This window comes from Pedococcus sp. P2_D7, from assembly GCF_056404295.1.
The window spans coordinates 202,897-229,395 of record NZ_JBFUEH010000004.1 but is presented as its reverse complement, the minus strand read 5'-3'; the positions used below and the strand labels follow the sequence as shown (position 1 = coordinate 229,395).

Sequence of the window (26,499 nt, the reverse complement as noted above, 5' to 3'; positions counted from 1 at the left end):
GCACCCTCTCGTGGGTGTCGCCACGTTCGTCGTCGTGGAGAGGCCTTCCGGGCAGCCCGACTAGACGTCGTTCTTGCCGACGGCGACGACGCCGACCGCCGAGTCGGCCACGGCGGCCATCCTGACGTGGGCCGGCGCGTGGGTGGCGGCCAGCGCGCTGCCCGTCCCGGTGACGGGGATGGAGAGAGCGGCGAGGACGAGCGCTGCGGCAGCGACGCGGTGGCCACGTCGCCGGAACGGCGCGTGGAGTGCGGCGAGCGGAGCAGGACGGGGGGCGAGGGCTGCGGTGGTCATGGCTCCACCGTGCCGGGCCGCCCTCTACCCGGGGTGTGCGGTGACTGTGGAGTCCCTGTGCGTGCCATCCCTCGCGATCGGGGCGGGCCGAGCCGGGCACCGGTCTCTGGTGTCAGCCGCGTCCCTCGGCGGTCCGATCCGAGGCTGAAGCCGCCCCGCGGAGCTCCTCGAAGGTCGGTCCGGACCGGGAGATCGCGTCGAGCAGGCCGGTCAGCGGCAGCGGCAGCGCGTCCAGGTCGAGGGCCCCGGCCAGGGCTCCGGCCATCAGCTCCTTGCGCCCCGAGGCCGCACCCGCGAACCGGTGGACCCGGTCGTGGAAGGAGCCCGTCACCCAGGCCGGCTGCTGGGTCAGCATCGCGAACCGCTGGGTGAGACCGAGCTCCTCCAACACCCTCCGGGTGCCCTCCTCGCCCAGATGGCGCACCAGCTCGTCCTCGAGGTCGCGGTCGCAGACCTGGAAGCCCCACCAGGGCAGGTCCTCCGGTCCGTCCACGGCACACCCGACCCGGCGCAGGGCGCGGACGAAGAAGGGCGCCTCCGGGGCGTCGCACATCCCCAGCACCCGCGGGCTGTCGACGGCTGCCGCCGCGTCGAGCAGGTGGCGGCGGATGTTGGTCGCGCCGTGCATGTCGACCAGCTCGACCCCTCGCGCCTCGAGCGAGAGACCTGCGCGCTCGGCGACCACGCGCACGGCCGCGACGTCGGAGGCTCCCTCCAGCAGCACCCAGACGAGCGCGCCCGTGGGGACCTGCGTGGACACGGACCCGGTCATACCCGTCAATCTGCCAGATCGACCCAGTCGGGCGCCGGAGGATTTCCGGGCCGCCGTGGTCTCGCGACCTCAGGGTGGTCGGGACGACGTCAGCGTGGCAACGCCTGCCCGGGGCAGGTGGTGAGCACCCGGACCATGGCGTCGCGCTCGCCCGTGGTGACCGCCAGCGCGTAGCGGTGCTTGACCGCGATCTGCCGCGCGACGTAGCTGCACCGGACGGCCTTGCGCGGCGGCAGCCAGGTGGCGGCGTCGCCATCGCCCTTGCGCTGGTTGGTGGGTCCGTCGACCGCGAGGAGGTTGAGCGGGTCGTTGGCGAACGCCGTGCGGGTCTGCGTCGACCACCGCTGGGCGCCCTTCTGCCACGCGTCCGAGAGGGCGACGACGTGGTCGACCTGGACGGCGTTCGAGGTGCCCCTGCCCCGGACGAAGGAGATCCGCGTGCCGGTGTAGGGGTCGTCCAAGGTGCCGGTCAGCACCAGGCAGCCGTGGGTGCCCTCCTTGAGGGTGGTGCCGGTGAGGTCGCGACGCAGGATATCGTTGCGGGTGTCGCAGCCGTTGCGGTCCACGTCGGCCCAGGCCTGCCCGAACAGGTCGCGGTCGTAGCCGGTCCTCGGCGCCCGGCCCTTGACCGTCAGGATGGCCAGGGTGATCACGGCGGCGCCCGGCCGCACCGTGGCGGTCTGACTGGGCCCGGCTTTCGACGAGGTATGCCGCGTGCTCGACGCCGCGACGGAGCCCGAGGGACCGGTCGTGGACGGGAGGTCAGCAGTGGTGACCGGCGCCGTCGTGGGGTGCGCCGTGGTGGCGGTGCTCTTCGCCCCGGTGGTCGACGTTGCGGGCGTGACGGAACCGGCAATGGCAGGAGCGCAGGCCGCGAGTGCGAGGGCCGCGAGCATCGACCCGGCCAGGGCTGGCCAGTTGCAGTCGAGTCGACGGATCATGAGGAGGGACAAGCACTTTCACTCGGTGGCGGCCACGCTAGGCCGACGGCACCCTCGCCTGCGCCGAAACCGGACAACCTTGCCCGAACGGACGAGCAGTTACTCGTCCGAGCCGCCCTGGACGACGGCGCGGGGCCCCGTGACGGGGCCCCGCGCTGAGGCGACCAGTCCTCGACGTCGGGTCGGTTCAGAGAGTCGTGGTCACCACCGTGAGGGTGAGCAGCCGGCTCTGGCCGCCCCACAGCGCGTACAGCCCGCCGGTGCCGGTGCCGGTCTGCGTCACCGAGGTGATCGCACCCAGCCCACTGTTGCCGGGGCACCCGTCACCGACGGCCGGGACAGCCTGGCCGGTCGAGGTGACCGCACCGAAGCCGGTGAGGTACCACCCGGTCATCGGGCCCTGCTTGCCGCTGCTGTTGTTGCGGGCGTCGCTCCCCACGGTCGCCTTGACCGACGAGCGCTTCGTGTTGGTGATGACGTGGTGACCGCCGGGGTTGTCGAACTCGCAGACGACCTCGTAGGTGGCCGTGCTGTCGTAGGCGAACGTCACACCCCCGACGTTGTCCTGCATGGCCTTGTTGTTCCAGCCGTAGGCGCTCTGGACCTCGCCCTTGCCGACCCAGCCCACGCCGCCGGCGTCCATCGTGTACGCGGATGCCGCCCCGGCAGCTGCGAGCAGCAGCCCGACCCCCAGCGCGGCCACAGCCACAGTCTTCCTGAACATGAGCAGTCCCCTCGTTCGCGGGCGACCCCTGCGGTCCCCCTTGGGGCGAAGGATGGCGTAGCCAGGCGATGCAGGTATGGCTTTGGTCAAGGAACGGTCAAGGCAAGGGCAAGGCCAAGCCGTTCAGGCGAGGACATCCGCGACCAACAGGACAATTGTCCCAAGCGTTCACCAGGTGAGGTCCTCCCGCCAGATCACTGACTCATCCGAACGGGCGACGGCGTGGGCGAACCGCCACTCCACTCGCTGCCTTCTCCAGATACTGACCGCGTGGTGCGCGAGGACTTCGCGGAACTCCTCTCGAGGGCACAGGCCGGTGACGAGGAGGCCTTCTCACGCCTGTGGTTGGACCTCAACCCTCGACTCGTGCGCTACCTGTCGCTGGAGCCCGGGCGCAATGCCGAGGACCTGGCAGCCGAGACCTGGGTGTCGGTCGTCAAGGGCCTTCGCCGGTTCCGCGGCAACGAGATCGAGTGGCGTGCCTGGGTCTTCACCACGGCCAGGCGGCGAGCCCTGGATGACGCACGGCGCCGGTCCCGGCGACCGCGGGAGGTGCTCGGCGACCCCCAGGAGCAGGCCTGGGCCGTGCCCGACCCCAGCCTCGGGGTGGTGGAGGACCTGAGCCCCGGATCGGTGCTCGCACTGCTCTCGACGCTGCCACCCGTGCAGGCCGAAGTGCTGGCCCTCCGAGTGATCGCGGGGCTGCCGGTGGAGACCGTGGCCGCGATGCTGGGCAAGAGCCCGGGAGCAGTCCGTGTGTCTGCCCACCGCGGTCTGCGGGCGCTCGCCGCCACCTTGCGGAGCCAGGGCGTAACGCAATAGCCGGTCACGGCGCTTCATCCAGTGCCATGACAGATTTCACCCACCGCACCGGCCGCGGCGACGAGCCCGAGATCTCGGACGCCGACCTGGACTCGGTGCTCAAGGGCCACCGTCCCCTCGAGAGCGCCCCCGAGGTCCAGCGGGTTGCCGACGCCATGAATGCACTCACCTCGCCGCCCGAGCGCAGCGAGCTGGCCGGATACGCGCAGGCCATGGCCGCTTATGGCGTGGCCTTCGCCCGGCCCCGATCCCGAAGGGTCGCGATGACTTCCTCAGCAACTGGCCTCAGGACCCTGGCATCTGCGGCCGGTGCCGCGGTCGCACTGGGCGGCGTGGCGACGATCGTCTTCGCGTCAGGTGTCATGGGCCCAGCTCATCCGACGCTGGTCACACCGGTGGCCACGAGCGCGACCACTGGCGCCACCACGACGCCGAAGGCCGACAAGACCGGGACACCCGTCGGCCCCGACGCGTCCGGCCCGGCAGCGTTCGGACTCTGCAACGCGTGGACCCACCACCAGGCCACGGACAAGGACAAGCCCGGCAACTCGGTCGCCTTCCGCAACCTGGCCGAGGCGGCAGGAGGCGAGGCGAAGATCGCCGCCTACTGCGCCAAGGTCCCCCACCCCGGCTCGCCGAACGCCACCACGACGCCCAAGGACAATTCGACGTCGAAGGCGCCCAAGCCGGGCAAGACCACACCGCCGGGCAGGGCCAAGAACAGCGGCACGGGGACCACTCGCACCCCTGGCGCCGGCACGACCACGACCACCCCGCCGGCAGCGACGCTGACCACACCCGGACCGGCGACCACCCTCCCCACGAGGGCCTCCTGATGGGGCTCGCCGCCCCGAGGAAGGGCGCCCTCCGGGGTCGCCTCGGGATCGAACGGTCGGATCGGGGCGCGGTCGCGGTCACCGTGGCGGTGATGATGGTGGTCCTGGTCGGGATCGGGGCCTTCACCCTCGACTTCGGCTTGTCCTACGCCAGTACCCGACAGCTGCAGACCGCATCGGACGCCGCGGCTCTGGCGGCCGCCAACGTCTTCGCTGACAAGACCGGTAGCTGTGCGACCATCCTCGCCACGCCCGCCTGGACCGCTGAGGCGGCGAACGCCGCGTCCAGCATCCGCGAGGACAACCGGCCAGGCAGCACGGAGGCGAGCTACAGCGCCACCTGCACCCCCAAGGGGTCCATCCGGGTCAGGTACGTGTCGGCCGGCTCCACGCCCACCCTGCTGGGCGGCGTCTTCGGTCACCACGGCCCGTACTCCACTGCGCGACCCGCGACCGCCATCGTCTCCGCTCCCTCCGAGGCGATCGGGGTGCGGCCCTATGCGGTCTGCGGGAGCCAGCTGCCCACGGTGCTGCCGTCCACCGTCTTCCAGATGACGCTCCCATCGACCGGGAACTCCATGTGCCCCGGCGCCAGCAGCAGCGGCAACTGGTGGTCGATCGACTGCCCAGAGGCAGGCAGCAACAGCACCACCTACCTGGGCACGGCGACCGAGTTCGGTTGCACCGACCCGATCTCGATCGTCCCCAACCAGTCCCCTCGCACCGGTTCGGCGCTGCGCACCTACCTGGAGGGCAGCTGCCCGGCCAAGTCCAGCTCCTGCCTGGGCGCCAACAGCGGAAACCTGGGCGGCACACCCATCCTGCAGGCCTGGAACTCCCTGGTGAGCTCGCAGAAGCACATCCTGCTGCCCGTGTTCTGCGGGGTGCCGCCCTGTGACCAGTCGGCAGTGGTGAACGCCGGCGGCAACAACGCCATCTACCCCGTCCAGGCCCTGCTCGGAGTCGTCGTGTGCGGCTACCACTTCGGCGGACAGGACAGCTCCGCGTTGAGCATGACCGGTGAGTGCGCCGGTCCGACGAACAACCCCTCGTCGCTGACGCCGGCGACCGGAGGAAACCAGGACAACTACCTCCTGCTCAAGGCCGTCAAGCTGAAGGTCGCCGGCTCCAGCGACGAGAGCGACTGCGCCCTCGGCAGCGCCTGCGACCTGCAGGTCCGGCAGGTCCACCTCATCGAGTAGGTCAGACGTTGAAGCGGAACTCCACGACGTCGCCGTCGGACATCACGTAGTCCTTGCCCTCCATGCGGACCTTGCCGGCAGCCTTGGCTGCGGCCATCGAGCCCATGGCGTCGAGGTCTTCGTACGACACGATCTCGGCCTTGATGAACCCACGCTGGAAGTCGGTGTGGATGACCCCAGCGGCCTGCGGTGCGGTCCAGCCCCGGCCGATGGTCCACGCGCGCGACTCCTTGGGGCCGGCGGTGAGGTAGGTCTGCAGCCCGAGCGTGTGGAAGCCGGTGCGGGCCAGCTGGTCGAGCCCGGACTCCTCGGCGCCGAACGACTCGAGCAGCTCCATCGCCTCCTCGGGCTCCATCTCCATGAGGTCCATCTCGAGCTTGGCGTTGAGGAACACCGAGTCGGCCGGCGCCACCAGAGCGCGCAGGGAGTCCTGCAGCGCGGCGTCGGAGAGCTGGTCCTCGTCGAGGTTGAACACGTAGATGAACGGCTTGGTCGTCAGCAGACCCAGCCCCCGCGCCTCGGCGAGGTCGACCCCGGCAGCCGCGCCCGCGGCATACAGGGTGTGGCCCTCCTCGAGCACCTTCTGAGCCGCCACGGCGTTGTCCAGGGTGGCCTTCTTCTCTTTCTGGATCCGCGACTCCTTCTCGAGCCGCGGCACGGCCTTGTCGAGGGTCTGCAGGTCGGCGAGGATCAGCTCGGTGTGGATCGTCTCGATGTCGGACTCGGGCGAGACCTTGCCGTCGACATGGACGACGTCGCCATCCTCGAACGCGCGCACCACCTGGCAGATCGCGTCGGCCTCACGGATGTTGGCGAGGAACTTGTTGCCCAGGCCCTCACCCTCCGACGCCCCGCGCACGATGCCGGCGATGTCGACGAACGACACGGTCGCGGGCAGGATGCGCTCGGAGCTGAAGATCTCGGCCAGCCGCTTCAGGCGCGCGTCCGGCAGCGGGACCACCCCGACGTTGGGCTCGATCGTCGCGAACGGGTAGTTCGCGGCGAGCACGTTGTTCTTGGTCAGGGCGTTGAACATCGTGGACTTGCCCACGTTGGGCAGGCCGACGATTCCGATAGTGAGAGCCACAAGGCCGAGAGTCTACCGGCGGTCGCGAGCGCCCACGGACGCGCCGGTCGTCGAGTCAGTGGAGGTCGTGCGTCGCCTCGATGACGTGGTCGAGGAGGCACAGAGGTCGATGCGGGTGTCAACCACCGGGACGCCGGTGAGCCGCCAGTCCTGGGTGACGTGCGCGGAGGAACCACTCCCTTCGGTCACGGTCAATACCTCGTGGGGTCAGGTGCGTGCCGACGGTGGTGCGGACGCCCGGGCCAGCTGCCGCGACAGGGCCACGAGCCGTCCCTCGCTGTCCCAGACCTCGGCGTCCTCCTCGAGGAAGCCACCGGCCAGCGTGCGGTTGGTGAGGTTGACCCGCAGCCACCCCGGGGCGGGACGGGCGCGCACGTGCGCCGTGAGCTCGAGGGTGGGCGTCCACCCCGGCAGACCCAGCTCGAACGCGACCGGCGGCAGCGCGTCGACGGCCAGGAGCAGCAGGAGCGGGTCGGGCTCGCGGCCGTCGGCCATCCGCAGCCACCCCCGGATGACGCCGTTGCCCGACGGCTTGCCCATCGCCCAGCCGGTGGTGGCCGGGTCGAGGCGCATGTCGAGCCGCTGCAGCAGGGACGCGTGCTTGAGGAAGTCCGGAGGTGCCTGGGCCGCCGAGACACAGCGGTCCGGCGGCGGCAGGTCCGGCGGCTGCGCCGACGTCGTGAGGTCGCTGTCGACCGAGGCGAGGTCGCCGTAGGTCGCGAGGAAGCGCACCCGCTCCACCTCGCCGCCCTGCCCGTCGTCCTGCAGCAGGGAGGCCTGCCCCGTCGACACCGCCCTGCCCCGGCGGACGACGGAGGTGCGCACAGTGGCCGGCCCGGGGACCCCCGGCGTCAGGTAGTAGGCGCTGATCGCCAACGGGTCGGGGTGGGCGGGACGGTCGCCGTCCGCGGTGCCGAACTCCGCGGCGAGCGCCCGACCGGCGATCGCCAGCAGCACTCCGCCGTTGACTCCCCCACCGATCCGCCACCCCTCGCCGAGGGCCGAGTCATAGACGCCCGCCTCGCCGTCTCGTGCCGAAACCGCTGACCCCGTGTCGAACTCGCTGGCCCCGTTGACCACTCGCTGCTCCCATCCGTGCGCTGCGCGGCATACCTGACGTCACTGGAGGGTATGCCGCGCAGCGGCCGATCAGGGCGTGGCCGTGGCCTCCGCCACGTCCTCGGCGGTAGGCGTCGAGGTCTGCGTCGGCTGGGTCGAGGACCCAGTTGGGTCGGTGTTGCTCATCGGATCCGACGCGCTGCTCGAGCTCGACGACGACGCGGAGGCGCTCGACGTCGAGCCGGTCGACGACGCGCCGCCCGTCGCGGATCCGTCGGCGTCCGTCGTGGGCGACGTCGTGCCGGCCGGCCCCGTGGTCGTCGACCCGGTGGGCGTGCTGCCCGTCGTCGGTTCCACCCAGGCGGGGTCCTTCTGCACGATGGCCAGGATCTGGCGCTCGAACTCGGTCAGCCGCTCCTGGAGCTCGCTGAGGGGGACACCCTGGACGGAGTCCCCGAAGCCCGAGATCTCCTTCCACAGCGCCGCGAGCTCGGCAGAGCTCTCCGCGCTGAGGGGGCCGGACAACGTCACCACGAGCTGCGTCGCGAGCGCCTGGGTGACGCACTGGACGCAGCCGTAGTTGACGGCCGCGGCGACGTTCTCGGGGACCACGACGTTGGCCTTGCCCAGGATGAGGACGACCTGGAAGGCCACCGCCACGGTCTGGCACCCCGTGCAGGACGCCAGGGCATAGGCCTCGTTGGTGTTCGCGACCGTGTCACCGTCCGCCCAGACCAGGGCGAAGGCCACGTCATAGAGCGCGGACCCGTCCTTGGTGTTGACGGCCATCGCCTGGTTGCCCCCCTCACCCGGCGGAAGCGGACGGTTGAACGGGAAGACCCAGGTGGGCAGCTCCTTGCCCGCGGCGGCCGTCTGGCCCCTTCGGGGCACCATGACGACCGCCAGCTGCGGCGACTCCGCGGTCGGCAGCGCGGCGTCGCGGGGCCACACCGCTCGGCCGGCACCCTGCCGACCCTCCTGCAGCGTGCTCGGGGTGGCAGAGCGCAGCGCGCTGGAGACCCCGTCGGCCAGCGTCCCGCGCTCGTACGCCTGGATCGGCCGGTAGGTGCCCGGCTGCGGCCACCAGGACCAGGCCAGCCCGGCCACCACCGCGAGCGCGAGCACGCCGGCCAGCGCCCGGCGCACCGGGCGGTCCTCGGTGGCCCGCCAGGTGCCCGTGACGACCTGCTTGGCGACGCGGCTGACGATGAACACGACGCCCAGCACCGGCAGGGCGATGGCCACGATCGACAGCACCCGCACCAGGACAGCGAGCACGTCACCGTCGGCGAGCTGCAGCTCGAGCCGCGCCCACTGCCGGCCGACGGAGGTCCACGCCGTCCCCGCCACGCGGGGAAAGCTCAGGATCATCATCCCGAGGGAGAACAGCAGGACGGGCACCACGACGACGACCCAGACGGTGACCACGGCTCTGGCCCACGGCTTGAGCACCTTGGCGTCCGGGTCGTTCCAGTGCCGGGGAAGCAGACCCACGAGGGTCGGCTTGATCCGGTGGTAGAGGTCGGGCACACCGGTGACGTCGGCCAGGACGTGGTAGCCGTCGAACCGCACGAGCGGGGCTAGCTGGCGCACCATCTGGAGCACCTGGGTCGCGATGATCAGCAGGATCGCGTCCCAGCCCGTGCCCCACCAGACGCCGAACATCGCCACCGCGACGATGGCGTTGAAGTAGAGACCACCGAGGTCGGTGCGCACCCGTCCGGCCCGACCGAGCCGGTAGCTGTCGGTGACGTCGGTGTAGAACGCCGGCCAGACGAGGTAGAGGCCGGTGCCCATCGCCCCGGGCGTCGACCCTCCGTAGCGAGCCGCCGCCGCGTGCCCGAACTCGTGGAAACCCGCCGAGACGACCGTCAACGCGAACACGGTGAGCAGCAGCGCCGGCTGGTCGAACGCCTGGTGGGTGGCCGACCCCAGTCCCTTGTGGAGCAGCACCCAGCCGCACACGGCGAAGAACGCAGCCACCAGGACCACCACCACGACGGGCGCGAAGAGCCAGGCGAAGGGTGCGGTGATCCGCCTGGTGGCCTCCGGATCGGACACGACGTACCTGAACCTCAGTGCCAGCAACGGGTTCGAGCGCCGGACCTCGGGTTCCGAACCGTCCGCCTTCGTGAGGACGCCAAGGGTGCGCAGCTTGTCGCACAGCGTCTCCACGTCGGCCTCGGCCACCTGGCGTCCCAGGGCGGCACCCATGGCCTCGGCCACCTCGGCATGGGTGCGCTGCCCGTCCACCTGCTCCAGCACGGCGTAGAGCAGGGGGGTCAGCTGGATCGCCTGGCCGTCGCCCCGGCGCACGAGCGCAGGCGCCACGCGGTAACCCGACCCGGGCACCTCTCCGAGGAGCTGCACCCCGTCGGCCCGCACGGGTGCCGCACCCCCACCGGTCGGTGGGGGTGCGGTCGCCTCGTCGTGGGCGAATCTGGGCGCGTCGGGGGCGCCCGGCCCCTCGAAGGGAGTCACGTCAGCGACAGCTCGCGCCGACTACTGGGAGATGTCGGACGACTGGTCGGTCGTCGCGTTGGCGTCGGCGTCGATGTCCTGGACGATGATCGCGTCCTGCTGGGCCAGGGCCACGGCGTCGGAGTCGATCGACCCGATGTTCGCAGCGACCGCGGCGTCGATGGGTGCCGCCACGTTGGCGTTGGCCGCCACCGCACCGGCGATCGGCGCGGCGAGGTCGAGGTCGGCCGCGAGGTCGACATCGACGTTGAGCAGGTTGCCGTCCACCGCACCGTTGCTGGTGACCGCGTCGGTCGCGCCGTCGGTCGGAGTCGTCGAGGCGTCGGCGGGCGCATCCCTGGCGACGGGCGCCTCGGCGGCCTGGTCGATGGTGGAGTCCTGGCCGGCGTCGGCCACGGCCTCGCCCGTGATGCCCTGGTCGATCACGACGCCCTGGTCTGCCATGGCCTGTGCCTCGGAGCCGACGGACAGGATGTTCGCACCGACCGCAGCGTCGATCGGAGCCGCCACGTTGGCGTTCGCCGCTACCGCGAGGTCGATGGGCGCAGCGGCGTCCAGGCCGATGTCGAGGTCCGCGTTCAGGTCGAGGAGGCTGATGACCTCCTTGTCGGGCAGGGCGGTGCCGCCCTCGGCGGCCAGCTCGTCCGCGGTCAGCGGCGGCATGCTCTGGTCAGTCATGGTGCACTCCGTGTCTACGGTTTCCCCCGGCCCAATGACACCGCGATGGTACCCGTCGCCTGCCCGCGATGCACATCGGCCAGCCCTCTGACCTGCGACGATGCCACACAGGGGGCTGGAATGGCCCGGCTCACCATGGCAGCCGGCGTCGATGTCGGGCCGCCACGCGGCATACCTCGGCGACCTCACCTCACAGCGCCGGGAGCCCGTCCTCGAGGTATGCCGTGGGGCCGGCATGGGCGGCGAGGAAGGCGAGCAGGCGCTGGTTGTAGGGCGCCACGCGCTGCTCCCACTCCTCCTCGCCGGCGAAGTGCAGCGAGCGGATCTCCCGGCGCTCGAGGGTGGCCCGCGTGATGAGGTCGTGGTCGGCAACCCCGAGGTCGAAGACGAAGACGGTCGCGTCGCTCCACCCGCGCCACGGCGGCAGCCAGTTGACCGCGAGCAGGGCGCGGACCTCGACGTCGATCGCGAGCTCCTCCCTGACCTCGCGGACCACGCACTCGGCCGGTGACTCCGAGGGGTCGACGACGCCGCCGGGCAGGTCCCACTCGGCCTTGTACGTGAGCTCGCACAGCAGCACCCGACCAGCAGGGTCGCGCAACACGCCCTGGGCGATGGCGCGCTTGGTGGGCAGCGAGGAGTTGAGGAGTGCGATGAAGCCGTCGCGGCTGTCGGGCTCGGCGTCGTCGCGCAGCCGGGCGAGCACCATCGTGTCGGCGCGCTCGTCGCGGCCAACCAGGGCGCCGCGGGCGACACCCTCCTTGCGCATCCCGGCGCGCAGCGCCGCCCGGACCCCGGACCGGTCGGCGTCGGGCACCCGTGCCTCGATGCGGTCCACGTCGAGCGTCGCGAACGTCCAGGCGACGACCAGCCGCAGCGCCCGCTCGACGATGCCCACCTCGCGGTACTCGGCGACGACCGCCCAGATCAGGTCGGCGTCACCGGACCCGTCGTCGATCACCTCGACGCGCCCCACCTGTTCGCCCTCCCACACGACCCCGAAGGCAGAGGTGCCGTCGTCCTCGACCGGAAGACCTCGCAGGACGAGGTCGTCACCGTCCATCAGCTCTGGGGTGGGCACGCGGCCAGCCTAGACACGGCTGTCGGCGCCAGGTGGGATGGTCCTGTCCATGGAACTCGTGGGCATCCTCATCCTCGGTCTGGTCGTCGGTGGCGCCGCCGGCTGGTGGAGCGCGCGCGGTTCCGCCTCCGCCGCCCTGGCGTCGGCGCGCACCGAGGCCGACCTCCTGCGCGAGCGCGTGGTCGACCTCGAGGCAGCGGTCTCCGACGACGCCCAGACCGCAGCGGCCCTGGTCCCCCTGCGCGACGCCCTGGTGCGGGTCGAGCAGCAGGTCGGCACGCTCGAGCGTGACCGCACCAGCCAGTTCGCGGCGCTCGAGACGACCATGGCCGCGGTCCACGAGTCCACCACCGCCCTGGGCCGCCAGACGCAGTCGTTGGCCGGCTCGCTCAACTCCTCGACCGTGCGGGGAGCCTGGGGTGAGGTCCAGCTGCGACGCGTGCTCGAGCACGCCGGCATGCTCGCGCGGTGCGACTTCGACGAGCAGGTGTGCCGGGTGAGCCGGCACCAGCGGCAGGTGCGCCCTGACGTCGTGGTGCGCCTGCCCGGAGACAAGTTCCTCGTCATCGACTCCAAGGCCCCGATGGGCGCCTTCCTCGGCGCGCAGGCCGAGGACCTTCCCGCTGGCCAGCGCAAGGAGCTGCTTCGATCGCACGCGGCCTCGCTCAAGTCGCACGTGACGTCCCTGGCGGCCAAGGACTACTGGACCGCCTTCGAGAACTCACCCGAGATGGTGGTCTGCTTCGTCCCGAGCGACGCCATGCTCGCCGCGGCCCTGTCGGCCGACCCGGCCCTGCACGAGGACGCCATGTCCCGCCGCGTCGTGCTCGTCGGCCCGGGCTCGCTGCTCGCGCTCCTGCGGACCGTCGCGTTCACCTGGCAGCAGGATGCGCTGACGGCGCACGCCCGCGAGGTCATGACCCTCGGGCGCGACCTCTACGACCGGCTGGGCACGCTGGGCAGCCACACGATGCGCATGGGCACCGCCCTGCAGCGCTCGGTCGAGGCGTACAACCAGATGGTCGGGGCCCTCGAGTCACGGGTGCTGGTCTCAGCGCGGCGGATGCACGAGGCGGGGATCGTCGAGCGGCCGCTGCCCAGCCCGCTGCCGCTCGAGACCGGCCCGCGGGTGCTGACGGCGATGGAGCTCATCGAGGCGGCCACGGCCGACGCGGAGCGCCCTCAGCTGGACTTCGACGACGCCGAGATCCCGCCGAGGTGGACCGGCAGGGAGTCGACCGCGTAGACGATCGACTGGTCGCGGAACTGCAGGCTCTCCGGAGCCGCGGCGAGCGCCAGCTCCGGGAAGCGGCGGGCCAGTCGGGGGTAGGCGATCCGCAGCTCGAGCCGGGCCAGCTCGGCCCCGACGCAGCGGTGGAACCCGTAGCCGAACGCCACGTGCGGCGACGGTGGCCGGGCGGGGTCGAACGTGCCGAGGTCGGGACCGATCCGGTGGTCGCGGTCGGCCCGGCTGAGGGCCGCGATGACGACGTCGCCCTTGTGGACGGTCTTGCCGAACAGGTCGAGGTCCTCCTTCGCGAACCGCGGGAAGGCGATCTGCACGACGCTGAGGTAGCGCAGCATCTCCTCCACGACTCGATCGATGGAGCTGTCGTCGTCGCGGACGAGGTCGAAGTGCTTGCGGTCGCGCAGGAGCACGAGCGCTCCCAGCGCCAGCATGCTGGCGGTCGTCTCGTAGCCGCCGGTGAAGACGCCGTCGGCGAGACCCGCGACCTCCTCGTCGCTGACCTCGTCGCCGACCGCCGCGAGGATCCGGCCCAGGAGGCCGTCGCCCGGGTCGACCCGCTGCTTGCGGGTGGCCTCGAGCAGGAAGAGCTGGCTCTGCGAGATGGCACCGAAGGCGCCCGTGCCCCCGGCCGTGACGTCGAAGCGCGCGTGGCTCAGCGTGCGGAACCGTTCACGGTCCTCCACTGGGAGCCCCAGCAGCTCGCAGATGACCAGGAACGGGATGGGGAAGGCGAAGTGCTCGACGAGGTCGACCACCGGGCCGTGCGCCTCCATCCGGTCGAGCTGGTCATCGACGATGGCCTCGATCCTCGGGGCCAGCCGGTTGATCCGACGCATGGTGAACTCGGGCGTGAGCAACGCTCGCAGCCGGGTGTGCTCAGGCGGGTCGGTGAACCCCAGTCCCGCGACGCTGGCTCCAGCCGCGCCGACGTAGGGCCGGATGTCGTTGCTGAACCTGCGCTGGTCGGCGAGGACGGCCTTGGCCTCCTCGTGGCCCGACACCAGCCAGATGTTCATGCCGAACATGTGCGCGAGCCGGTGCACCGGCTCCGGGGCGGTGGTGCCGATCCGGTGCACGGGGTCGAGGCCGGAGCGCCGCAGCGGACGGAGCAGGCGCCGCGGGACGGCGTCGAGGCTCGACAGGTCGACCGGGCCGCCGCCCGTGGCACGCACGATGAGCCGCTGCGTCAGGCGCGCCCGCGCAGAGGTCAAGCCGATCATGGGTCTGACGGTACCCGCGTGGCGTCGTCCCGACGGGCAGGCTCGGGAGATCCGGGTGCGCGTCGTGACCGACCCCTGCCACCCCACCCCCGACTTCTGGCCACCCAACCGTCACCAAACCCCCAGATCACCCCGCCCGTGAGCCACCAGTGGCCACCAGTCGGTCCCCCCTGCGACTTCTGGCCACCCAACCGTCACCGAACCCCGAGCACCCCACCGTCAGTGCAGCGAGCCGGCCTCTTCGAACGCACCGTCGTGGCGCATCTTGTCGCTCAGCCCGCGAGCCTTGAGGTCGCGCCGGATCTCGTTGGGCAGCGAGAAGAGCAGGCTCTCCTCGGCGGCCACGACGGGCTTCACGTCGGCATAGCCACGCTCGCCGAGGTAGGTGAGCACGTCACGGACCAACAGCTCGGGCACCGAGGCGCCGGAGGTCACGCCCACCGTCGAGACGCCCTCGAGCCAGGCCTCGTCGATCTCGTCGGCGTAGTCGACGAGGTGGCCGGCGCGGGAGCCGTGCTCGATCGCGACCTCGACCAGCCGCACCGAGTTGGACGAGTTGCGCGAGCCCACGACGATCATCAGGTCGCACTCCGGCGCCATCTGCTTCACGGCGAGCTGGCGGTTCTGGGTGGCGTAGCAGATGTCGTCGCTGGGCGGGTCCTGCAGTGACGGGAACCGCTCACGCAGCCGCCGCACGGTCTCCATCGTCTCGTCCACCGACAGCGTGGTCTGCGAGAGCCAGACCACCTTCTCCGGGTCGCGGACGGTCACGTTGGCGACGTCGTCGGGGCCGTCGACCAGCGTGATGTGCTCGGGGGCCTCGCCCGAGGTGCCGACGACCTCTTCGTGCCCCTCGTGGCCGATCAACAGGATGTCGAAGTCGTCACTGGCGAAGCGGACCGCCTCGCGGTGCACCTTGGTGACCAGCGGGCAGGTCGCGTCGATCGTCGTGAGGTTGAGGGCCTTGGCCTCCTCGTGCACGACCGGGGCGACCCCGTGGGCGGAGAAGATGACGGTCGCACCCTCGGGCACCTCGTCGGTCTCCTCCACGAAGATCGCGCCACGCTTCTCCAGCGTCGTGACGACGTGCTTGTTGTGCACGATCTCCTTGCGCACGTATACCGGCGGCCCATAGAGCTCGAGGGCCTTCTCGACGGTCACGACGGCCCGGTCGACGCCCGCGCAGTACCCGCGCGGGGCGGCCAGCAGCACCCGCTTGGTGGCCTGGTCTGTCGTCTGGGTCATGACCCCATCGTAGGTGGCCGTCGTCGGCCACCCCAATCCGCAGGCGAGGAATGCCGCGTGGTCACCACGCGGCATACCTCGCCCACGGGGTGGCGGAGAGGCGTGGCCGCGCTCCGGTGACGGGCCCACCTCCTAGAGTGGGCGCGTGAGCGGCCCAGACCAGCGACCGGCGCTGCCCGAGAAGGCCGCCGACACCTCGGCGGAGTCCCCGTGGCCCGTGCGGCTGCTGAGCATGCGCATCGCCGAGTACGTCGAGAAGATGTCGGTGCTCTGGGTCGAGGGCCAGGTCGTCCAGCTGACCCGCCGCCCCGGCCAGCGCACCGCCTACCTCACGCTGCGTGACCCCGACGTCGACATGTCCCTCTCGGTCGCGATCCAGGTCAACGCCCTCGACGCCATGGCGACGCCCCTCACCCAGGGCGCGCGGGTCGTCCTCCAGGCCAAGCCGGTCTTCTGGACGCAGCGCGGTTCGCTGATGCTCGACGCCCGCCAGATCCGCCCCGTGGGCGTGGGCGAGCTCCTCGCCCGGGTCGATTACCTCAAACGCACCCTCGCGTCAGAGGGCCTGTTCGACGCCGAGCGCAAGAAGCCGTTGCCGTTCCTGCCCCGCACCGTCGGGCTGGTCTGTGGGCGCGCCGGGGCCGCCGAGAAGGACGTCGTCGAGAACGCCCGCAGGCGCTGGCCCACGGTCCGCTTCGAGATCCGTGAGGTCGCCGTACAGGGCGGCAACGCCGTGCAGGAGGTGATGGCCGCGCTCCAGGAGCTGGACGCCCAGCCCGAGGTCGACGTCATCGTCATCGCCCGCGGGGGCGGCTCGGTCGAGGACCTCCTGCCGTTCAGCAACGAGGCCCTGGTCCGTGCGGTCGCGGCCGCTCGGACCCCTGTCGTCTCGGCGATCGGCCATGACGTCGACACTCCCCTGCTCGACCACGTCGCCGACTGGCGGGCTTCGACGCCCACCGACGCGGGCAAGCGGGTGGTGCCTGACGCCCAGGCCGAGCGACACGGCGTCCGGCACTCGCGCGACCGGGGGCGGCGTGCGCTGCACGCGCGGATCGCCAGCGAGCGCCGCCACCTCATCGCCCTGCGGTCGCGGCCGGTGATGGCTCGCCCGACGGCGATGATCGACGCCCGTCGCCAGGAGCTCGACGCCCTGACCGACCGCGCCCACCGCCGGGTCCTCGCGTCCGTGCACCGGGCGGCCGACCAGGTCGCCCACCTGCGTGCGCAGGTCAGCACCCTCTCGCCGTTGTCCACCCTCGAGCGTGGGTATGCCGTGGTGCAGCACCGCGACGGGCGGGTGGTCATGGACCAGGCCGACGTCACGGTCGACGAGGTGCTCCGGGTGCGCGTGGCGCGCGGTGACTTCGCCGCGACGGTCGTCGGCCTCCCCGGCGCCTCCGGTTAGGCTCCTGCACCATGGCCAAGGGAGCAGACAAGCCGACGCCCGCCGTCGAGACCGCCAGCACCGTGGAGCCCGACGGCGCGTTCGACGACGTCGCGGAGCTGTCCTACGAGCAGGCCCGCGACGAGCTGATCGGCGTGGTCGCCCAGCTCGAGGGTGGCCAGCTCGGGCTCGAGGAGAGCATGCGCCTGTGGCAGCGCGGTGAGGCGCTGGCCGCGCACTGCAGCACGTGGCTCGACGGAGCCGAGGCCGCCCTCACCCAGGACGACGGCGAGGACTGAGGCCGGTCCGACCGACCCACCCCGGGGTCAGGGCTGCCAGCCCGTCGGCCGGCCCACGCGCTGGTCAGCTGGTCGGGACGGGGCGGAGCGTCTCGGCGAAGGCCATCAGCTCGTCGAAGGTGCCCGTGCCCGTCACGATCGTCGTGAGCTCTGCGGCGGATTCGGCGCGGTGGACGAGGCTGTTCTGCACCTTGCCGCTGCGCACGTACGTGCCCCACGTCGTGCCGGCCGCCTGCACCTCACCGGTCTTGGCGGCGCGGTTGGTCTGCGCGGACACCCACTCGTCGGTGGCGTCCTTGGTCTGCTCGATCGCGACGTAGTTGCCCGTGGGCGACTGGTAGCCGGCGTGCCAGGTCATCAGGCCACCGGTGGAGCGCACGTAGCGCACGCTGGTGGCCTTCCACCCGTCCGGCAGCGACTCGGGGCGGTCGATCGGCCACCCGCTCGTCCTGGCCACCTCGACCGAGGTCCCGGCGACGTCGACGGGGGGCTGCGAGACGCTGTTGACTCGGGGCACGATGGCGATGAGGGCGGCCACGATCACGCCGATCACCAACAGCGACCGGACCATGTTGGCCGTGGAGCCGTTGGCGTAGGAACTGCGGGGGGCGGGCGTGCTCACACCCCCATCGTCCACGACCGGGCCACCCCGGCGCCAACTGCCCCCACCACCGATAGGCTGCGGGCGCTCACCCGCCGTCGCGTGAAGGATCGATGCATGTCCGAGCAGCACCTCCCCTCGTCCCTGCGCGTCGGCGTCGAGGCGCCCGACCGCAACCTCGCCCTGGAGCTGGTGCGGGTGACCGAGGCGGCCGCGATGGCCGGCGGTCGCTGGGTCGGCCGCGGCGACAAGAACGGCGCCGACGGGGCCGCGGTCGAGGCCATGCGCGCGCTGATCAGCACTGTCTCCATGAAGGGCGTCGTCGTCATCGGCGAGGGCGAGAAGGACGACGCGCCGATGCTCTACAACGGCGAGGAGGTCGGCGACGGCATCGGGCCCGAGTGCGACGTCGCAGTGGACCCGATCGACGGCACGACGCTGACCGCCAAGGGTCAGTCCAACGCCGTGTCGGTGCTCGCGGTGTCCGACCGCGGCAGCATGTACGACCCGTCCGCGGTGTTCTACATGGACAAGCTCGTGACCGGCCCGGAGGCGGCCGACGTCGTCGACATCCGGCTGCCCGTCGCCGAGAACATCAAGCGGATCGCCAAGGCCAAGAAGGAGACCGTCGAGGACGTCACGGTCGTCATGCTCGACCGCCCGCGTCACCAGAAGCTCGCCGAGGAGGTGCGCGACGCCGGAGCGCGGCTGCGCTTCATCTCCGACGGTGACGTCGCGGGTGCGATCATGGCGGCCCGCGACGACACGGGCATCGACCTGCTGCTGGGGATCGGCGGCACCCCCGAGGGGATCATCACCGCCTGCGCCATCAAGTGCCTCGGCGGGGTCATCCAGGGTCGGCTGTGGCCGCAGGACGACGACGAGCGCCAGCGCGCGGTCGACGCCGGGCACGACCTCGACCGCGTGCTGTCGACCAACGACCTCGTCACCGGCGAGAACTGCTTCTTCGTGGCTACCGGCATCACCGACGGCGAGCTGCTCAAGGGAGTCCGCTACCGCGCGGGCGGCGCCACCACGCACTCCCTCGTGATGCGCTCCAAGTCGGGCACGATCCGGCTGATCGAGAGCCACCACCAGCTGGCCAAGCTGCGCGCCTACTCCTCCGTGGACTTCGACCACGCCGGCTGAGCGCACCCGACCACCCCGACCACCCAAAGCACCTCGACCACCCCGAGCACCACCAGCCCCGAGCACCACCAGACCCGACCCAGCCACATCCCGAAGGAAGGCAGCTCCGTGAACGTCAGGAACCTCGTCATCGGAGAGGCGCTCGTCGACATCGTCCTCGACAGCGCGGGGACCACGGCTGAGCACGTCGGGGGCAGCCCCGCCAACGTCGCGATCGGGCTCGCCATGCTCGGCCACGACGTCGACTTCGCATGCCGGGTCGGGCGCGACGAGCGGGGTGAGCGGATCGCGGCCCATCTGCGCTCGCACGGGGTGACGGTGCTGCCCGAGAGCTTCGGCGACCTGCCGACCTCGACCGCGCTGGCCACGCTCGACGAGCACGCCACCGCCACCTACACGTTCGACCTGCACTGGGACCTGCCGACCATCCCGATCCCGGCAGGGACCGGCCACGTCCACACGGGGTCGCTGGGCACCATCCTGCAGCCCGGGGCACAGAGCGTCACCGACGCCCTGGTCGCGGGCCGCGAGCACGGCACGGTGTCCTACGACCCCAACATCCGCCCCGGCATCATGGGCGAGCTGGAGCCGGTGCGGGCACGGGTCGAGGAGCTCGTGCGGCTCAGCGACGTGGTCAAGGCCTCGGGTGACGACCTGGCCTACCTCTACCCCGACGAGAGCGCGGAGGCGGTGATGTCGCGGTGGCTGGGCGAGGGCCCCAGCGTCGTGGTCGTCACCCTCGGCGCCGACGGCGTCGCCTACCGCGTCGCCACCGATCCGGGCGAGGGCCGGGCGCCGACAGCCGCCCTCACCGTCGTCGACACGGTGGGCGCCGGCGACTCCTTCATGGCCGGGCTGCTTTCCGGCCTGCTCGCCTGGGGGCTGCTCGGGGACCCGGGTGCGCGCGAGCGCCTGCGCACCGCGACACTGGAAGACGTCGGACCGGCCGTCGCGCGTGGCATCGCCACGAGTGGCATCACGGTCGGGAAGGCCGGGGCCTACGCCCCCGCACTGGACGAGCTGTAGCACCACCGCGAGACACCGCCGGGCCGACCAGGACCAGCGCAGCCGCGAGACCCGAGGACAGGAGCACGACGACCCGATGGCCGAGTTCGAGTACGAAGACCTGCTGCCGATCGGTCCGGACCAGACCGAGTACCGGCTGCTGACCACCGAGGGCGTCTCCACCGTCGAGGGTCCCGGGGGCCGCACCTTCCTCCAGGTCGAGCCCGAGGCGCTGCGCACGCTCACCGAGACGGCCATGCACGACATCGCGCACTACCTGCGTCCGGCGCACCTGGCCCAGCTCCGCCGGATCATCGACGACCCCGAGGCCAGCAACAACGACAAGTTCGTGGCGCTCGACCTGCTGAAGAACGCCAACATCGCGGCGGGTGGGGTGCTGCCGATGTGCCAGGACACCGGCACCGCGATCGTCATGGGCAAGCGCGGACAGCAGGTCCTGACGTCGGGCTCCGACGAGCGTGCCCTCGCCGAGGGCGTCTACGACGCCTACACCCGCCTCAACCTGCGCTACTCCCAGATGGCCCCCCTCACGACGTGGGAGGAGCAGAACACCGGCTCCAACCTGCCGGCCCAGATCGAGCTCTACGCCGACACCGCCGAGGGGCACGAGACGGCATACAAGTTCCTGTTCATGGCCAAGGGCGGCGGCAGCGCCAACAAGTCGTTCCTCTACCAGGAGACCAAGGCGGTCCTGAACCCCGAGCGGATGCTGGCCTTCCTCGACGAGAAGCTGCGCAGCCTCGGCACGTCCGCCTGCCCGCCCTACCACCTGGCCATCGTCATCGGTGGCACCAGCGCCGAGTTCGCCCTGAAGACGGCGAAGTACGCGTCGGCCAAGTACCTCGACGAGCTGCCCCGCGAGGGCTCCATCACCGCGCACGGCTTCCGCGACACCGAGCTCGAGGAGCAGGTCCTCGAGCTGACCCGCAACTTCGGGATCGGGGCGCAGTTCGGCGGCAAGTACTTCTGCCATGACGTGCGGGTGGTCCGCCTCCCCCGGCACGGCGCCTCGCTCCCGATCGCCATCGCGGTCTCCTGCTCGGCCGACCGGCAGGCCCTCGGCAAGATCACCCCCGATGGCGTCTTCATCGAGGTGCTCGAGAAGGACCCCGCGCGGTTCCTGCCGGAGACCACCGACGCGCACCTCGAGGACGACGGTGACGACGTCGTGCGCATCGACCTCAACCGGCCGATGGACGAGATCCGCGCTGAGCTCACCAAGTACCCCGTGAAGACCAGGCTGTCGCTCTCCGGACCGCTGGTGGTCGCCCGCGACATCGCGCACGCCAAGATCAAGGAACGCCTCGACGCCGGCGACGGCATGCCGCAGTACCTCAAGGACCACGCCGTCTACTACGCCGGCCCGGCCAAGACACCCGAGGGCTACGCGAGCGGGTCGTTCGGCCCGACCACGGCCGGACGGATGGACTCCTACGTCGACCAGTTCCAGGCGGCCGGGGGCTCGATGGTGATGCTGGCCAAGGGCAACCGCTCCACGCAGGTCACCCAGGCCTGTGCCGCCCACGGCGGGTTCTACCTCGGGTCGATCGGCGGTCCCGCGGCCCGACTCGCCCGGGACTGCATCAAGTCGGTCGAGGTGCTCGAGTACCCCGAGCTCGGCATGGAGGCGGTGTGGAAGATCGAGGTCGAGGACTTCCCCGCGTTCATCGTCGTCGACGACAAGGGCAACGACTTCTTCGCCTCCACGATCAAGCCAATGGCCATGTCCATCCCGAAGCGACCAGGACTACTGTGAGCGAGAACCCAGCCGTGAACGAAAGTCCAACCACCGCAGGCGATTTCGACGACCTGCTCGAGGCCAACCGCACCTACGCGGCGACCGACTTCGCGACGGGCGGCTTCGACGGCATCGCCCACGCCGGCGTCGCCATCGTCACGTGCATGGACTCCCGGATCGACCCGCTGAGGCTGCTCGGGCTGGCGCCCGGAGACGCCAAGATCTTCCGCAACCCCGGTGGTCGCGTCACCGCGAACGCCCTCGAGGCCCTCGTCCTCGGCGTGCACCTGCTCGGGGTCGAGCGCATCCTCATCGTCCCCCACACCCGCTGCGCCATGGCGAGCAACACCGAGGCCGAACTGCGCGAGCGGGTCGGCGCCTCGGCCGGCCAGGACGCGTCGTGGCAGGGTTTCCACGTCATCGAGGACCAGCGCGGGGCCCTGATGGCCGACGTGCGCGCGGTGCGTTCACACCCCCTGATCGGCGACCAGGTCGCCGTCGGCGGCTTCCTGTACGACGTCGACACCGGGCTGCTCGAGCAGCTGGTCTGAGCGACCGCCGCACCGCACGACGACGCGGGGTATGCCGGGTGGTGACCACCCGGCATACCCCGCGTCTGGCTGGTCTCGCCGTCAGGCGAGGGCGACGGTGACGTCGATGTTGCCGCGGGTGGCCTTGGAGTAGGGGCAGCGCTCGTGGGCGGCGTCGACCAGCTGCTGGGCGGTGCCGCGGTCGAGGCCCGGTACCTCCGCGACCAGCGCGACCGCGAGACCGACACCCGTGTCGGTCTTCCCGAGGGTCACGGTGGCGGTGACGGTGGAGTCGGAGGTGTCCAGGCCCATGGCGGTGGCCACCGAGTTGAGCGCGTTGCCGAAGCACGCGGCGTAGCCGGCGGCGAAGAGCGTCTCGGGGTTGGCCTTGGGGTTCGCCTTGCTGCCGGGCTTGCCCAGCTTGAGGTGGACGACGCCATCCGCGCTCGTGACGTGGCCGGCGCGGCCGCCCTGGGCGGTGGCGGCGATCGAGTAGAGCGGTTCGGTCAGGGACTCGTGGGGCATCGGTGGGGCTCGCATTCGGTGTGACGACGGATGAGGACATCCTCGGGGCGGATGCCGCAGAGGACAACGGGGGCGGCGCATCCGTGATTCCGGACCGGGCGCTGCACCAGCCGTCCTAGGCTGTGACGATGCCGACACCGGTGCGCCACCTCGTCATCGGTGGCGGGATCATCGGGCTGGCCGTCGCCGCTCGGCTGTGCAGCGAGCATCCCGGCGCAGCGGTCACCGTGGCCGAGAAGGAGTCGACCTGGGCCACCCACCAGACCGGTCGCAACAGCGGGGTCATCCACTCGGGCCTCTACTACCCGCCGGGCTCGCTCAAGGCCGCCTTCTGCCGGGCCGGGGCAGCCTCCCTCACCGCGTTCGCCAGGCAGGAGGGCGTCCCCCACGAGATCTGCGGCAAGCTCGTCGTGGCGACCAGGACCGACGAGCTGCCCGGACTCGAACGGTTGCACCAGCGTGGTCTGGCGCACGGACTCGCGGTCACCCGGCTCACTCGTGACGAGGCGCGAGAGCACGAACCGCACGTCGAGGCGGTGGCCGCGCTGCACGTCCCCGAGACCGGCATCATCGACTACCCGGCCGTGTGTGCAGCGCTCGTGCGCCGCCTCGAGCGAGCCGGCGCGACCCTGCTGCTGGACACGGAGGTCCTGGGGCTCGGCGGCGCTCGCGGCGCGAGCGGCACGAGCGGCACGAGCGGCGCTCGCGGCGCGAGCGCGCGGGCGTCCGGGGGCCTCGTGGTGCGGACCAGCCGTGGCGACCTCGAGGCCGACCTCGTCGTCTCGTGCGCAGGTCTGCAGGCCGACCTGGTGGCGCGCCGGCTCGGCCACCGACCCTCCGCGCGGATCGTCCCCTTCCGGGGCGAGTACTTCGAGCTGCGTCCCGAGGCGACGCACCTCGTCCGGCACCTGGTCTACCCCGTGCCGGACCCCGACTTCCCGTTCCTCGGCGTCCACCTCACCCGCGGCACCGACGGGCACGTCCACGCCGGGCCCAACGCGGTGCTCGCCCTGGCCCGCGAGGGCTACGACTGGCGCACGGTGCGCTGGTCCGACCTGCGGGAAACCGTGACCCACCCGGGCTTCTGGCGCCTCGCCGCTCGCCACCACCGGGCCGGCGTGGCCGAGGTGGCGCGCTCCCTCTCGCGGCACCGGTTCGGCGAGAGCCTGCGCCGACTGGTGCCGGACCTGCGGGACGACGACCTCGTGCCGGCGGCGGCCGGGGTGCGCGCGCAGGCCCTGCGGGCCGACGGTTCGTTGGTCGACGACTTCCTGATCGAGCGCGACGGGCCGGTGGTGCACGTCCTCAACGCGCCGTCCCCGGCGGCCACGAGCGCCTTCGAGATCGCTCGCCACATCGTGCACCTGCTCGACGAAACCGCCTGAGCCGCAACAACTTTATCGGGTCTAGGGGGAACGTTGACCTTCACCCCAGTTGCGAAGTCGGGCGAAGGTCAACCTTCTTGCTAGACCCGATAAAGCTGGGGTATGCCGGGTGGTGGCCACCCGGCATACCTCGCCTCGGCGTGGGGCGGGTCAGAGGGAGAGGCGCGCCTTGACGACGTCGACCAGGCGGTCGGCGACGGCCTGGGCCTGCTCCTGCTCGCCCGCCTCGACCATGACGCGCACGACCGGCTCGGTGCCGGACTTGCGCAACAGCACCCGGCCGCTCCCGGCGAGGGCCTCCTCCTCGGCCTTGACGGCCGCCTGGAGCTCGTCGTCCGACTCGACCCGGGCCTTGTCGACACCCTTGACGTTGATGAGCACCTGCGGCAGCCGGCGCATCACGGTGGCCAGCTCCGACAGGGGCTTCCCGGTCTCGGCCACGCGGGCGGCGAGCATCAGGCCGGTCAGCACGCCGTCGCCGGTCGTGCCGTGGTCGAGGAAGATCACGTGCCCGCTCTGCTCGCCGCCGAGCGAGTAGGAGGAGGCGCGCATGTCCTCGAGCACATAGCGGTCGCCGACCGCGGTCTGTCGCACGGCGACGCCCTCGCGCTCCATCGCCTGCAACAGGCCGAGGTTGCTCATGACCGTGGCCACGAGGGTGTCCTGGGCCAACGCGCCGCGGGACTTCAGCGACACCGCGAGGATCGCCATGATCTGGTCGCCGTCGACCTCGGTGCCGGTGTGGTCGATCGCGAGGCAGCGGTCGGCGTCACCGTCGTGGGCGATGCCGAGGTCGGCGCCACGGGCCACGACGGCGGCCTTGAGGTGGTCGAGGTGCGTCGAGCCGTAGCCGTCGTTGATGTTGAGGCCGTCGGGCTCGGTGCCGATCTCGAAGACCTCCGCCCCGGCCAGCCGGAACACCTCGGGCGAGACCAGGCTGGCCGCACCGTGGGCACCGTCGATCACGACCTTGATGCCGTTGAGGCGATTGGGCAGGACCGTGAGGAGGTGGGAGATGTAGCGCGTGTGGCCGTCGGGCATGGTCACGACCCGGCCCACGTCGGGGCCGGTCGGGCGCTCCCAGTCCTGGTCGAGGCGCGCGGCGATCTCGTCCTCGATCTGGTCGTCGAGCTTGTGCCCTCCAGCGGCGAAGAACTTGATTCCGTTGTCCGGCATGGCGTTGTGCGACGCCGACAGCATCACGCCGAAGTCGGCGTGGGTGTCATCGGTGAGGAAGGCGATCGCGGGCGTCGGCAGGACGTTGGCGTGGTAGACGTCGACCCCCGCCGAGGCCAGCCCCGCGATCACGGCGGCGGAGAGGAACTCCCCCGACGCCCGGGGGTCGCGCCCGACGACTGCCTTCGGGCGCCGCCCGGCTCGTCGTGCGTCATCCCCGAGGACGTGGGCGGCAGCCACGCTGAGGCGCAGGGCCAGCTCGGCCGTGATGTCGACGTTCGCGAGCCCGCGAACGCCGTCGGTACCGAAGAGTCGAGCCGTGGTGGTGGCCATGAAGAGGAAGCCTTTCGATCAGGTGCGCGAACGGCCGCCGCGTGGGCAGAGCCGGACGCACGGGCATCTGGCGTGAACCTACCCCCAAAGACGCCGGAGGCAGCACCCACGTTGGGCGCCGCCTCCGGACGGGTACTGCAGGGGCAGATCAGCGCTTGCTGTACTGCGGAGCCTTGCGGGCCTTCTTGAGACCAGCCTTCTTGCGCTCCGGGACGCGGGCGTCACGGGTGAGGAAGCCGGCCTTCTTGAGTGCGGGACGGTTCAGCTCCTCGTCGATCCCGTTGAGCGAGCGGGCCACGCCGAGGCGGACCGCACCGGCCTGGCCGGAGGGGCCACCACCGTGGACGCGCACGAGCACGTCGTAGGCACCGTCGAGCTCGAGCAGCGTGAACGGCTCGTTGACGATCTGCTGGTGGACCTTGTTCGGGAAGTACTGCTCGAGCGTGCGCCCGTTGATCTTCCACTCGCCGTTGCCGGGGACGATGCGCACGCGGGCAATGGCCTGCTTGCGTCGACCGGTCGCGGCACCGGGCACCGTGGCGCTCGCGCGCCGGGTGGGCTCGTCGGAGGAGACGGGGCCCTCGGACTCGGAGGTGTACTCGGTCAGCTCGACCTCGTCACCCTCGACAGGGGTCTCAGTGTTGATGTCAGTCACAAGA

Annotated in this window: 26 protein-coding genes; 11 read left to right on the top strand and 15 right to left on the bottom strand. The window is 71.4% G+C overall.

Annotated elements, in window-relative coordinates; translation table 11 throughout:
- Positions 1–60: 60 nt before the first annotated feature.
- The 4 genes from AC1DWJ_RS10245 to AC1DWJ_RS10230 form a co-directional block, all read right to left on the bottom strand.
- On the bottom strand, positions 61–294 hold the full coding sequence (locus tag AC1DWJ_RS10245; RefSeq protein ID WP_457253786.1) for a hypothetical protein: 234 nt from the start codon (positions 292–294) through the stop codon (positions 61–63).
- Positions 295–406: 112 nt separating this feature from the next.
- Positions 407–1,066, bottom strand: coding sequence for a TOPRIM nucleotidyl transferase/hydrolase domain-containing protein (locus tag AC1DWJ_RS10240; protein WP_457253787.1), 660 nt, complete (start codon positions 1,064–1,066; stop codon positions 407–409).
- Between the two features lie 89 nt (positions 1,067–1,155).
- The gene (locus tag AC1DWJ_RS10235; RefSeq protein WP_477620717.1) at positions 1,156–2,007 is read right to left on the bottom strand and encodes an HNH endonuclease family protein; all 852 of its coding nucleotides are present in this window, start codon (positions 2,005–2,007) and stop codon (positions 1,156–1,158) included.
- 187 nt (positions 2,008–2,194) lie between these two features.
- Positions 2,195–2,731, bottom strand: a complete 537-nt coding sequence (locus tag AC1DWJ_RS10230) for a hypothetical protein (RefSeq protein WP_477620716.1) — start codon at positions 2,729–2,731, stop codon at positions 2,195–2,197.
- Between the two features lie 270 nt (positions 2,732–3,001).
- Here AC1DWJ_RS10230 and AC1DWJ_RS10225 point away from each other — a divergent pair, with 270 nt between their 5' ends.
- From AC1DWJ_RS10225 to AC1DWJ_RS10215, 3 genes are read left to right on the top strand one after another with little or no spacing between them, the layout of a single operon-like run.
- On the top strand, positions 3,002–3,553 hold the full coding sequence (locus AC1DWJ_RS10225; RefSeq protein WP_477620715.1) for an RNA polymerase sigma factor: 552 nt from the start codon (positions 3,002–3,004) through the stop codon (positions 3,551–3,553).
- A 26-nt stretch (positions 3,554–3,579) separates the two neighbouring features.
- Complete coding sequence (locus AC1DWJ_RS10220; RefSeq protein WP_477620714.1) at positions 3,580–4,389, top strand: hypothetical protein; 810 nt, start codon at positions 3,580–3,582, stop codon at positions 4,387–4,389.
- Complete coding sequence (locus AC1DWJ_RS10215) at positions 4,389–5,591, top strand: pilus assembly protein TadG-related protein (protein WP_477620713.1); 1,203 nt, start codon at positions 4,389–4,391, stop codon at positions 5,589–5,591. Before AC1DWJ_RS10220 ends, AC1DWJ_RS10215 begins: the two co-directional genes overlap by 1 nt.
- A gap of 1 nt (position 5,592) precedes the next feature.
- Here AC1DWJ_RS10215 and ychF read toward each other — a convergent pair whose 3' ends face one another.
- From ychF to AC1DWJ_RS10190, 5 genes are all read right to left on the bottom strand, one after another.
- The gene (gene ychF, locus AC1DWJ_RS10210) at positions 5,593–6,678 is read right to left on the bottom strand and encodes a redox-regulated ATPase YchF (protein ID WP_477620712.1); all 1,086 of its coding nucleotides are present in this window, start codon (positions 6,676–6,678) and stop codon (positions 5,593–5,595) included.
- 207 nt (positions 6,679–6,885) lie between these two features.
- Positions 6,886–7,758, bottom strand: a complete 873-nt coding sequence (locus tag AC1DWJ_RS10205; protein ID WP_477620711.1) for a thioesterase family protein — start codon at positions 7,756–7,758, stop codon at positions 6,886–6,888.
- A 69-nt stretch (positions 7,759–7,827) separates the two neighbouring features.
- Positions 7,828–10,218: a zinc metalloprotease gene (locus AC1DWJ_RS10200; protein WP_477620710.1), complete on the bottom strand. Its 2,391-nt coding sequence runs from the start codon at positions 10,216–10,218 to the stop codon at positions 7,828–7,830.
- Between the two features lie 21 nt (positions 10,219–10,239).
- Positions 10,240–10,896 carry a peptidoglycan-binding protein gene (locus AC1DWJ_RS10195; RefSeq protein WP_477620709.1) on the bottom strand — a complete coding sequence of 219 codons (657 nt, stop codon included), beginning with the start codon at positions 10,894–10,896 and terminating at the stop codon, positions 10,240–10,242.
- 190 nt (positions 10,897–11,086) lie between these two features.
- On the bottom strand, positions 11,087–11,977 hold the full coding sequence (locus tag AC1DWJ_RS10190) for an NUDIX hydrolase (protein ID WP_477620708.1): 891 nt from the start codon (positions 11,975–11,977) through the stop codon (positions 11,087–11,089).
- Between the two features lie 49 nt (positions 11,978–12,026).
- Between AC1DWJ_RS10190 and AC1DWJ_RS10185 the strand changes: the two genes are divergently transcribed.
- Entirely contained in the window at positions 12,027–13,223 is a 1,197-nt protein-coding gene (locus tag AC1DWJ_RS10185; RefSeq protein WP_477620707.1) for a DNA recombination protein RmuC, read from the top strand.
- On the opposite strand, the gene AC1DWJ_RS10180 is transcribed toward AC1DWJ_RS10185, so the two are convergent.
- Both AC1DWJ_RS10180 and AC1DWJ_RS10175 read right to left on the bottom strand, forming a co-directional pair.
- Positions 13,160–14,446 carry a cytochrome P450 gene (locus tag AC1DWJ_RS10180; protein ID WP_477620706.1) on the bottom strand — a complete coding sequence of 429 codons (1,287 nt, stop codon included), beginning with the start codon at positions 14,444–14,446 and terminating at the stop codon, positions 13,160–13,162. The genes AC1DWJ_RS10185 and AC1DWJ_RS10180 overlap by 64 nt on opposite strands.
- A gap of 219 nt (positions 14,447–14,665) precedes the next feature.
- Positions 14,666–15,691, bottom strand: coding sequence for a 4-hydroxy-3-methylbut-2-enyl diphosphate reductase (locus AC1DWJ_RS10175; protein ID WP_457253801.1), 1,026 nt, complete (start codon positions 15,689–15,691; stop codon positions 14,666–14,668).
- A gap of 145 nt (positions 15,692–15,836) precedes the next feature.
- Here AC1DWJ_RS10175 and xseA point away from each other — a divergent pair, with 145 nt between their 5' ends.
- Complete coding sequence (gene xseA, locus AC1DWJ_RS10170; RefSeq protein WP_477620705.1) at positions 15,837–17,099, top strand: exodeoxyribonuclease VII large subunit; 1,263 nt, start codon at positions 15,837–15,839, stop codon at positions 17,097–17,099.
- A gap of 11 nt (positions 17,100–17,110) precedes the next feature.
- Positions 17,111–17,377, top strand: a complete 267-nt coding sequence (locus AC1DWJ_RS10165) for an exodeoxyribonuclease VII small subunit (protein ID WP_457253804.1) — start codon at positions 17,111–17,113, stop codon at positions 17,375–17,377.
- 64 nt (positions 17,378–17,441) lie between these two features.
- Here the strand turns inward: AC1DWJ_RS10165 and AC1DWJ_RS10160 are convergent, their stop codons facing one another.
- A complete protein-coding gene (locus AC1DWJ_RS10160; RefSeq protein ID WP_457253805.1) occupies positions 17,442–17,999 on the bottom strand; it encodes a DUF4245 domain-containing protein in 558 nt (185 codons plus the stop codon).
- 96 nt (positions 18,000–18,095) lie between these two features.
- Here AC1DWJ_RS10160 and glpX point away from each other — a divergent pair, with 96 nt between their 5' ends.
- The 4 genes from glpX (at position 18,096) to AC1DWJ_RS10140 (ending at position 22,442) form a co-directional block, all read left to right on the top strand.
- Entirely contained in the window at positions 18,096–19,127 is a 1,032-nt protein-coding gene (gene glpX, locus AC1DWJ_RS10155) for a class II fructose-bisphosphatase (protein WP_477620704.1), read from the top strand.
- 108 nt (positions 19,128–19,235) lie between these two features.
- Positions 19,236–20,153 carry a carbohydrate kinase family protein gene (locus AC1DWJ_RS10150; RefSeq protein WP_457253807.1) on the top strand — a complete coding sequence of 306 codons (918 nt, stop codon included), beginning with the start codon at positions 19,236–19,238 and terminating at the stop codon, positions 20,151–20,153.
- 76 nt (positions 20,154–20,229) lie between these two features.
- The gene (locus AC1DWJ_RS10145) at positions 20,230–21,909 is read left to right on the top strand and encodes a fumarate hydratase (protein WP_457253808.1); all 1,680 of its coding nucleotides are present in this window, start codon (positions 20,230–20,232) and stop codon (positions 21,907–21,909) included.
- Between the two features lie 14 nt (positions 21,910–21,923).
- Positions 21,924–22,442, top strand: a complete 519-nt coding sequence (locus AC1DWJ_RS10140; RefSeq protein WP_457253809.1) for a beta-class carbonic anhydrase — start codon at positions 21,924–21,926, stop codon at positions 22,440–22,442.
- Between the two features lie 81 nt (positions 22,443–22,523).
- Here AC1DWJ_RS10140 and AC1DWJ_RS10135 read toward each other — a convergent pair whose 3' ends face one another.
- Positions 22,524–22,946 (bottom strand): Ohr family peroxiredoxin, encoded by a 423-nt coding sequence (locus AC1DWJ_RS10135; protein ID WP_056924248.1) that lies wholly within the window; start codon positions 22,944–22,946, stop codon positions 22,524–22,526.
- Between the two features lie 128 nt (positions 22,947–23,074).
- Between AC1DWJ_RS10135 and lhgO the strand changes: the two genes are divergently transcribed.
- Complete coding sequence (gene lhgO / locus AC1DWJ_RS10130) at positions 23,075–24,331, top strand: L-2-hydroxyglutarate oxidase (RefSeq protein WP_457253811.1); 1,257 nt, start codon at positions 23,075–23,077, stop codon at positions 24,329–24,331.
- A gap of 150 nt (positions 24,332–24,481) precedes the next feature.
- On the opposite strand, the gene glmM is transcribed toward lhgO, so the two are convergent.
- Both glmM and rpsI read right to left on the bottom strand, forming a co-directional pair.
- Positions 24,482–25,840, bottom strand: a complete 1,359-nt coding sequence (glmM, locus tag AC1DWJ_RS10125) for a phosphoglucosamine mutase (RefSeq protein ID WP_457253812.1) — start codon at positions 25,838–25,840, stop codon at positions 24,482–24,484.
- A 148-nt stretch (positions 25,841–25,988) separates the two neighbouring features.
- Entirely contained in the window at positions 25,989–26,495 is a 507-nt protein-coding gene (gene rpsI / locus AC1DWJ_RS10120; RefSeq protein WP_457253813.1) for a 30S ribosomal protein S9, read from the bottom strand.
- Positions 26,496–26,499 lie beyond the last annotated feature (4 nt).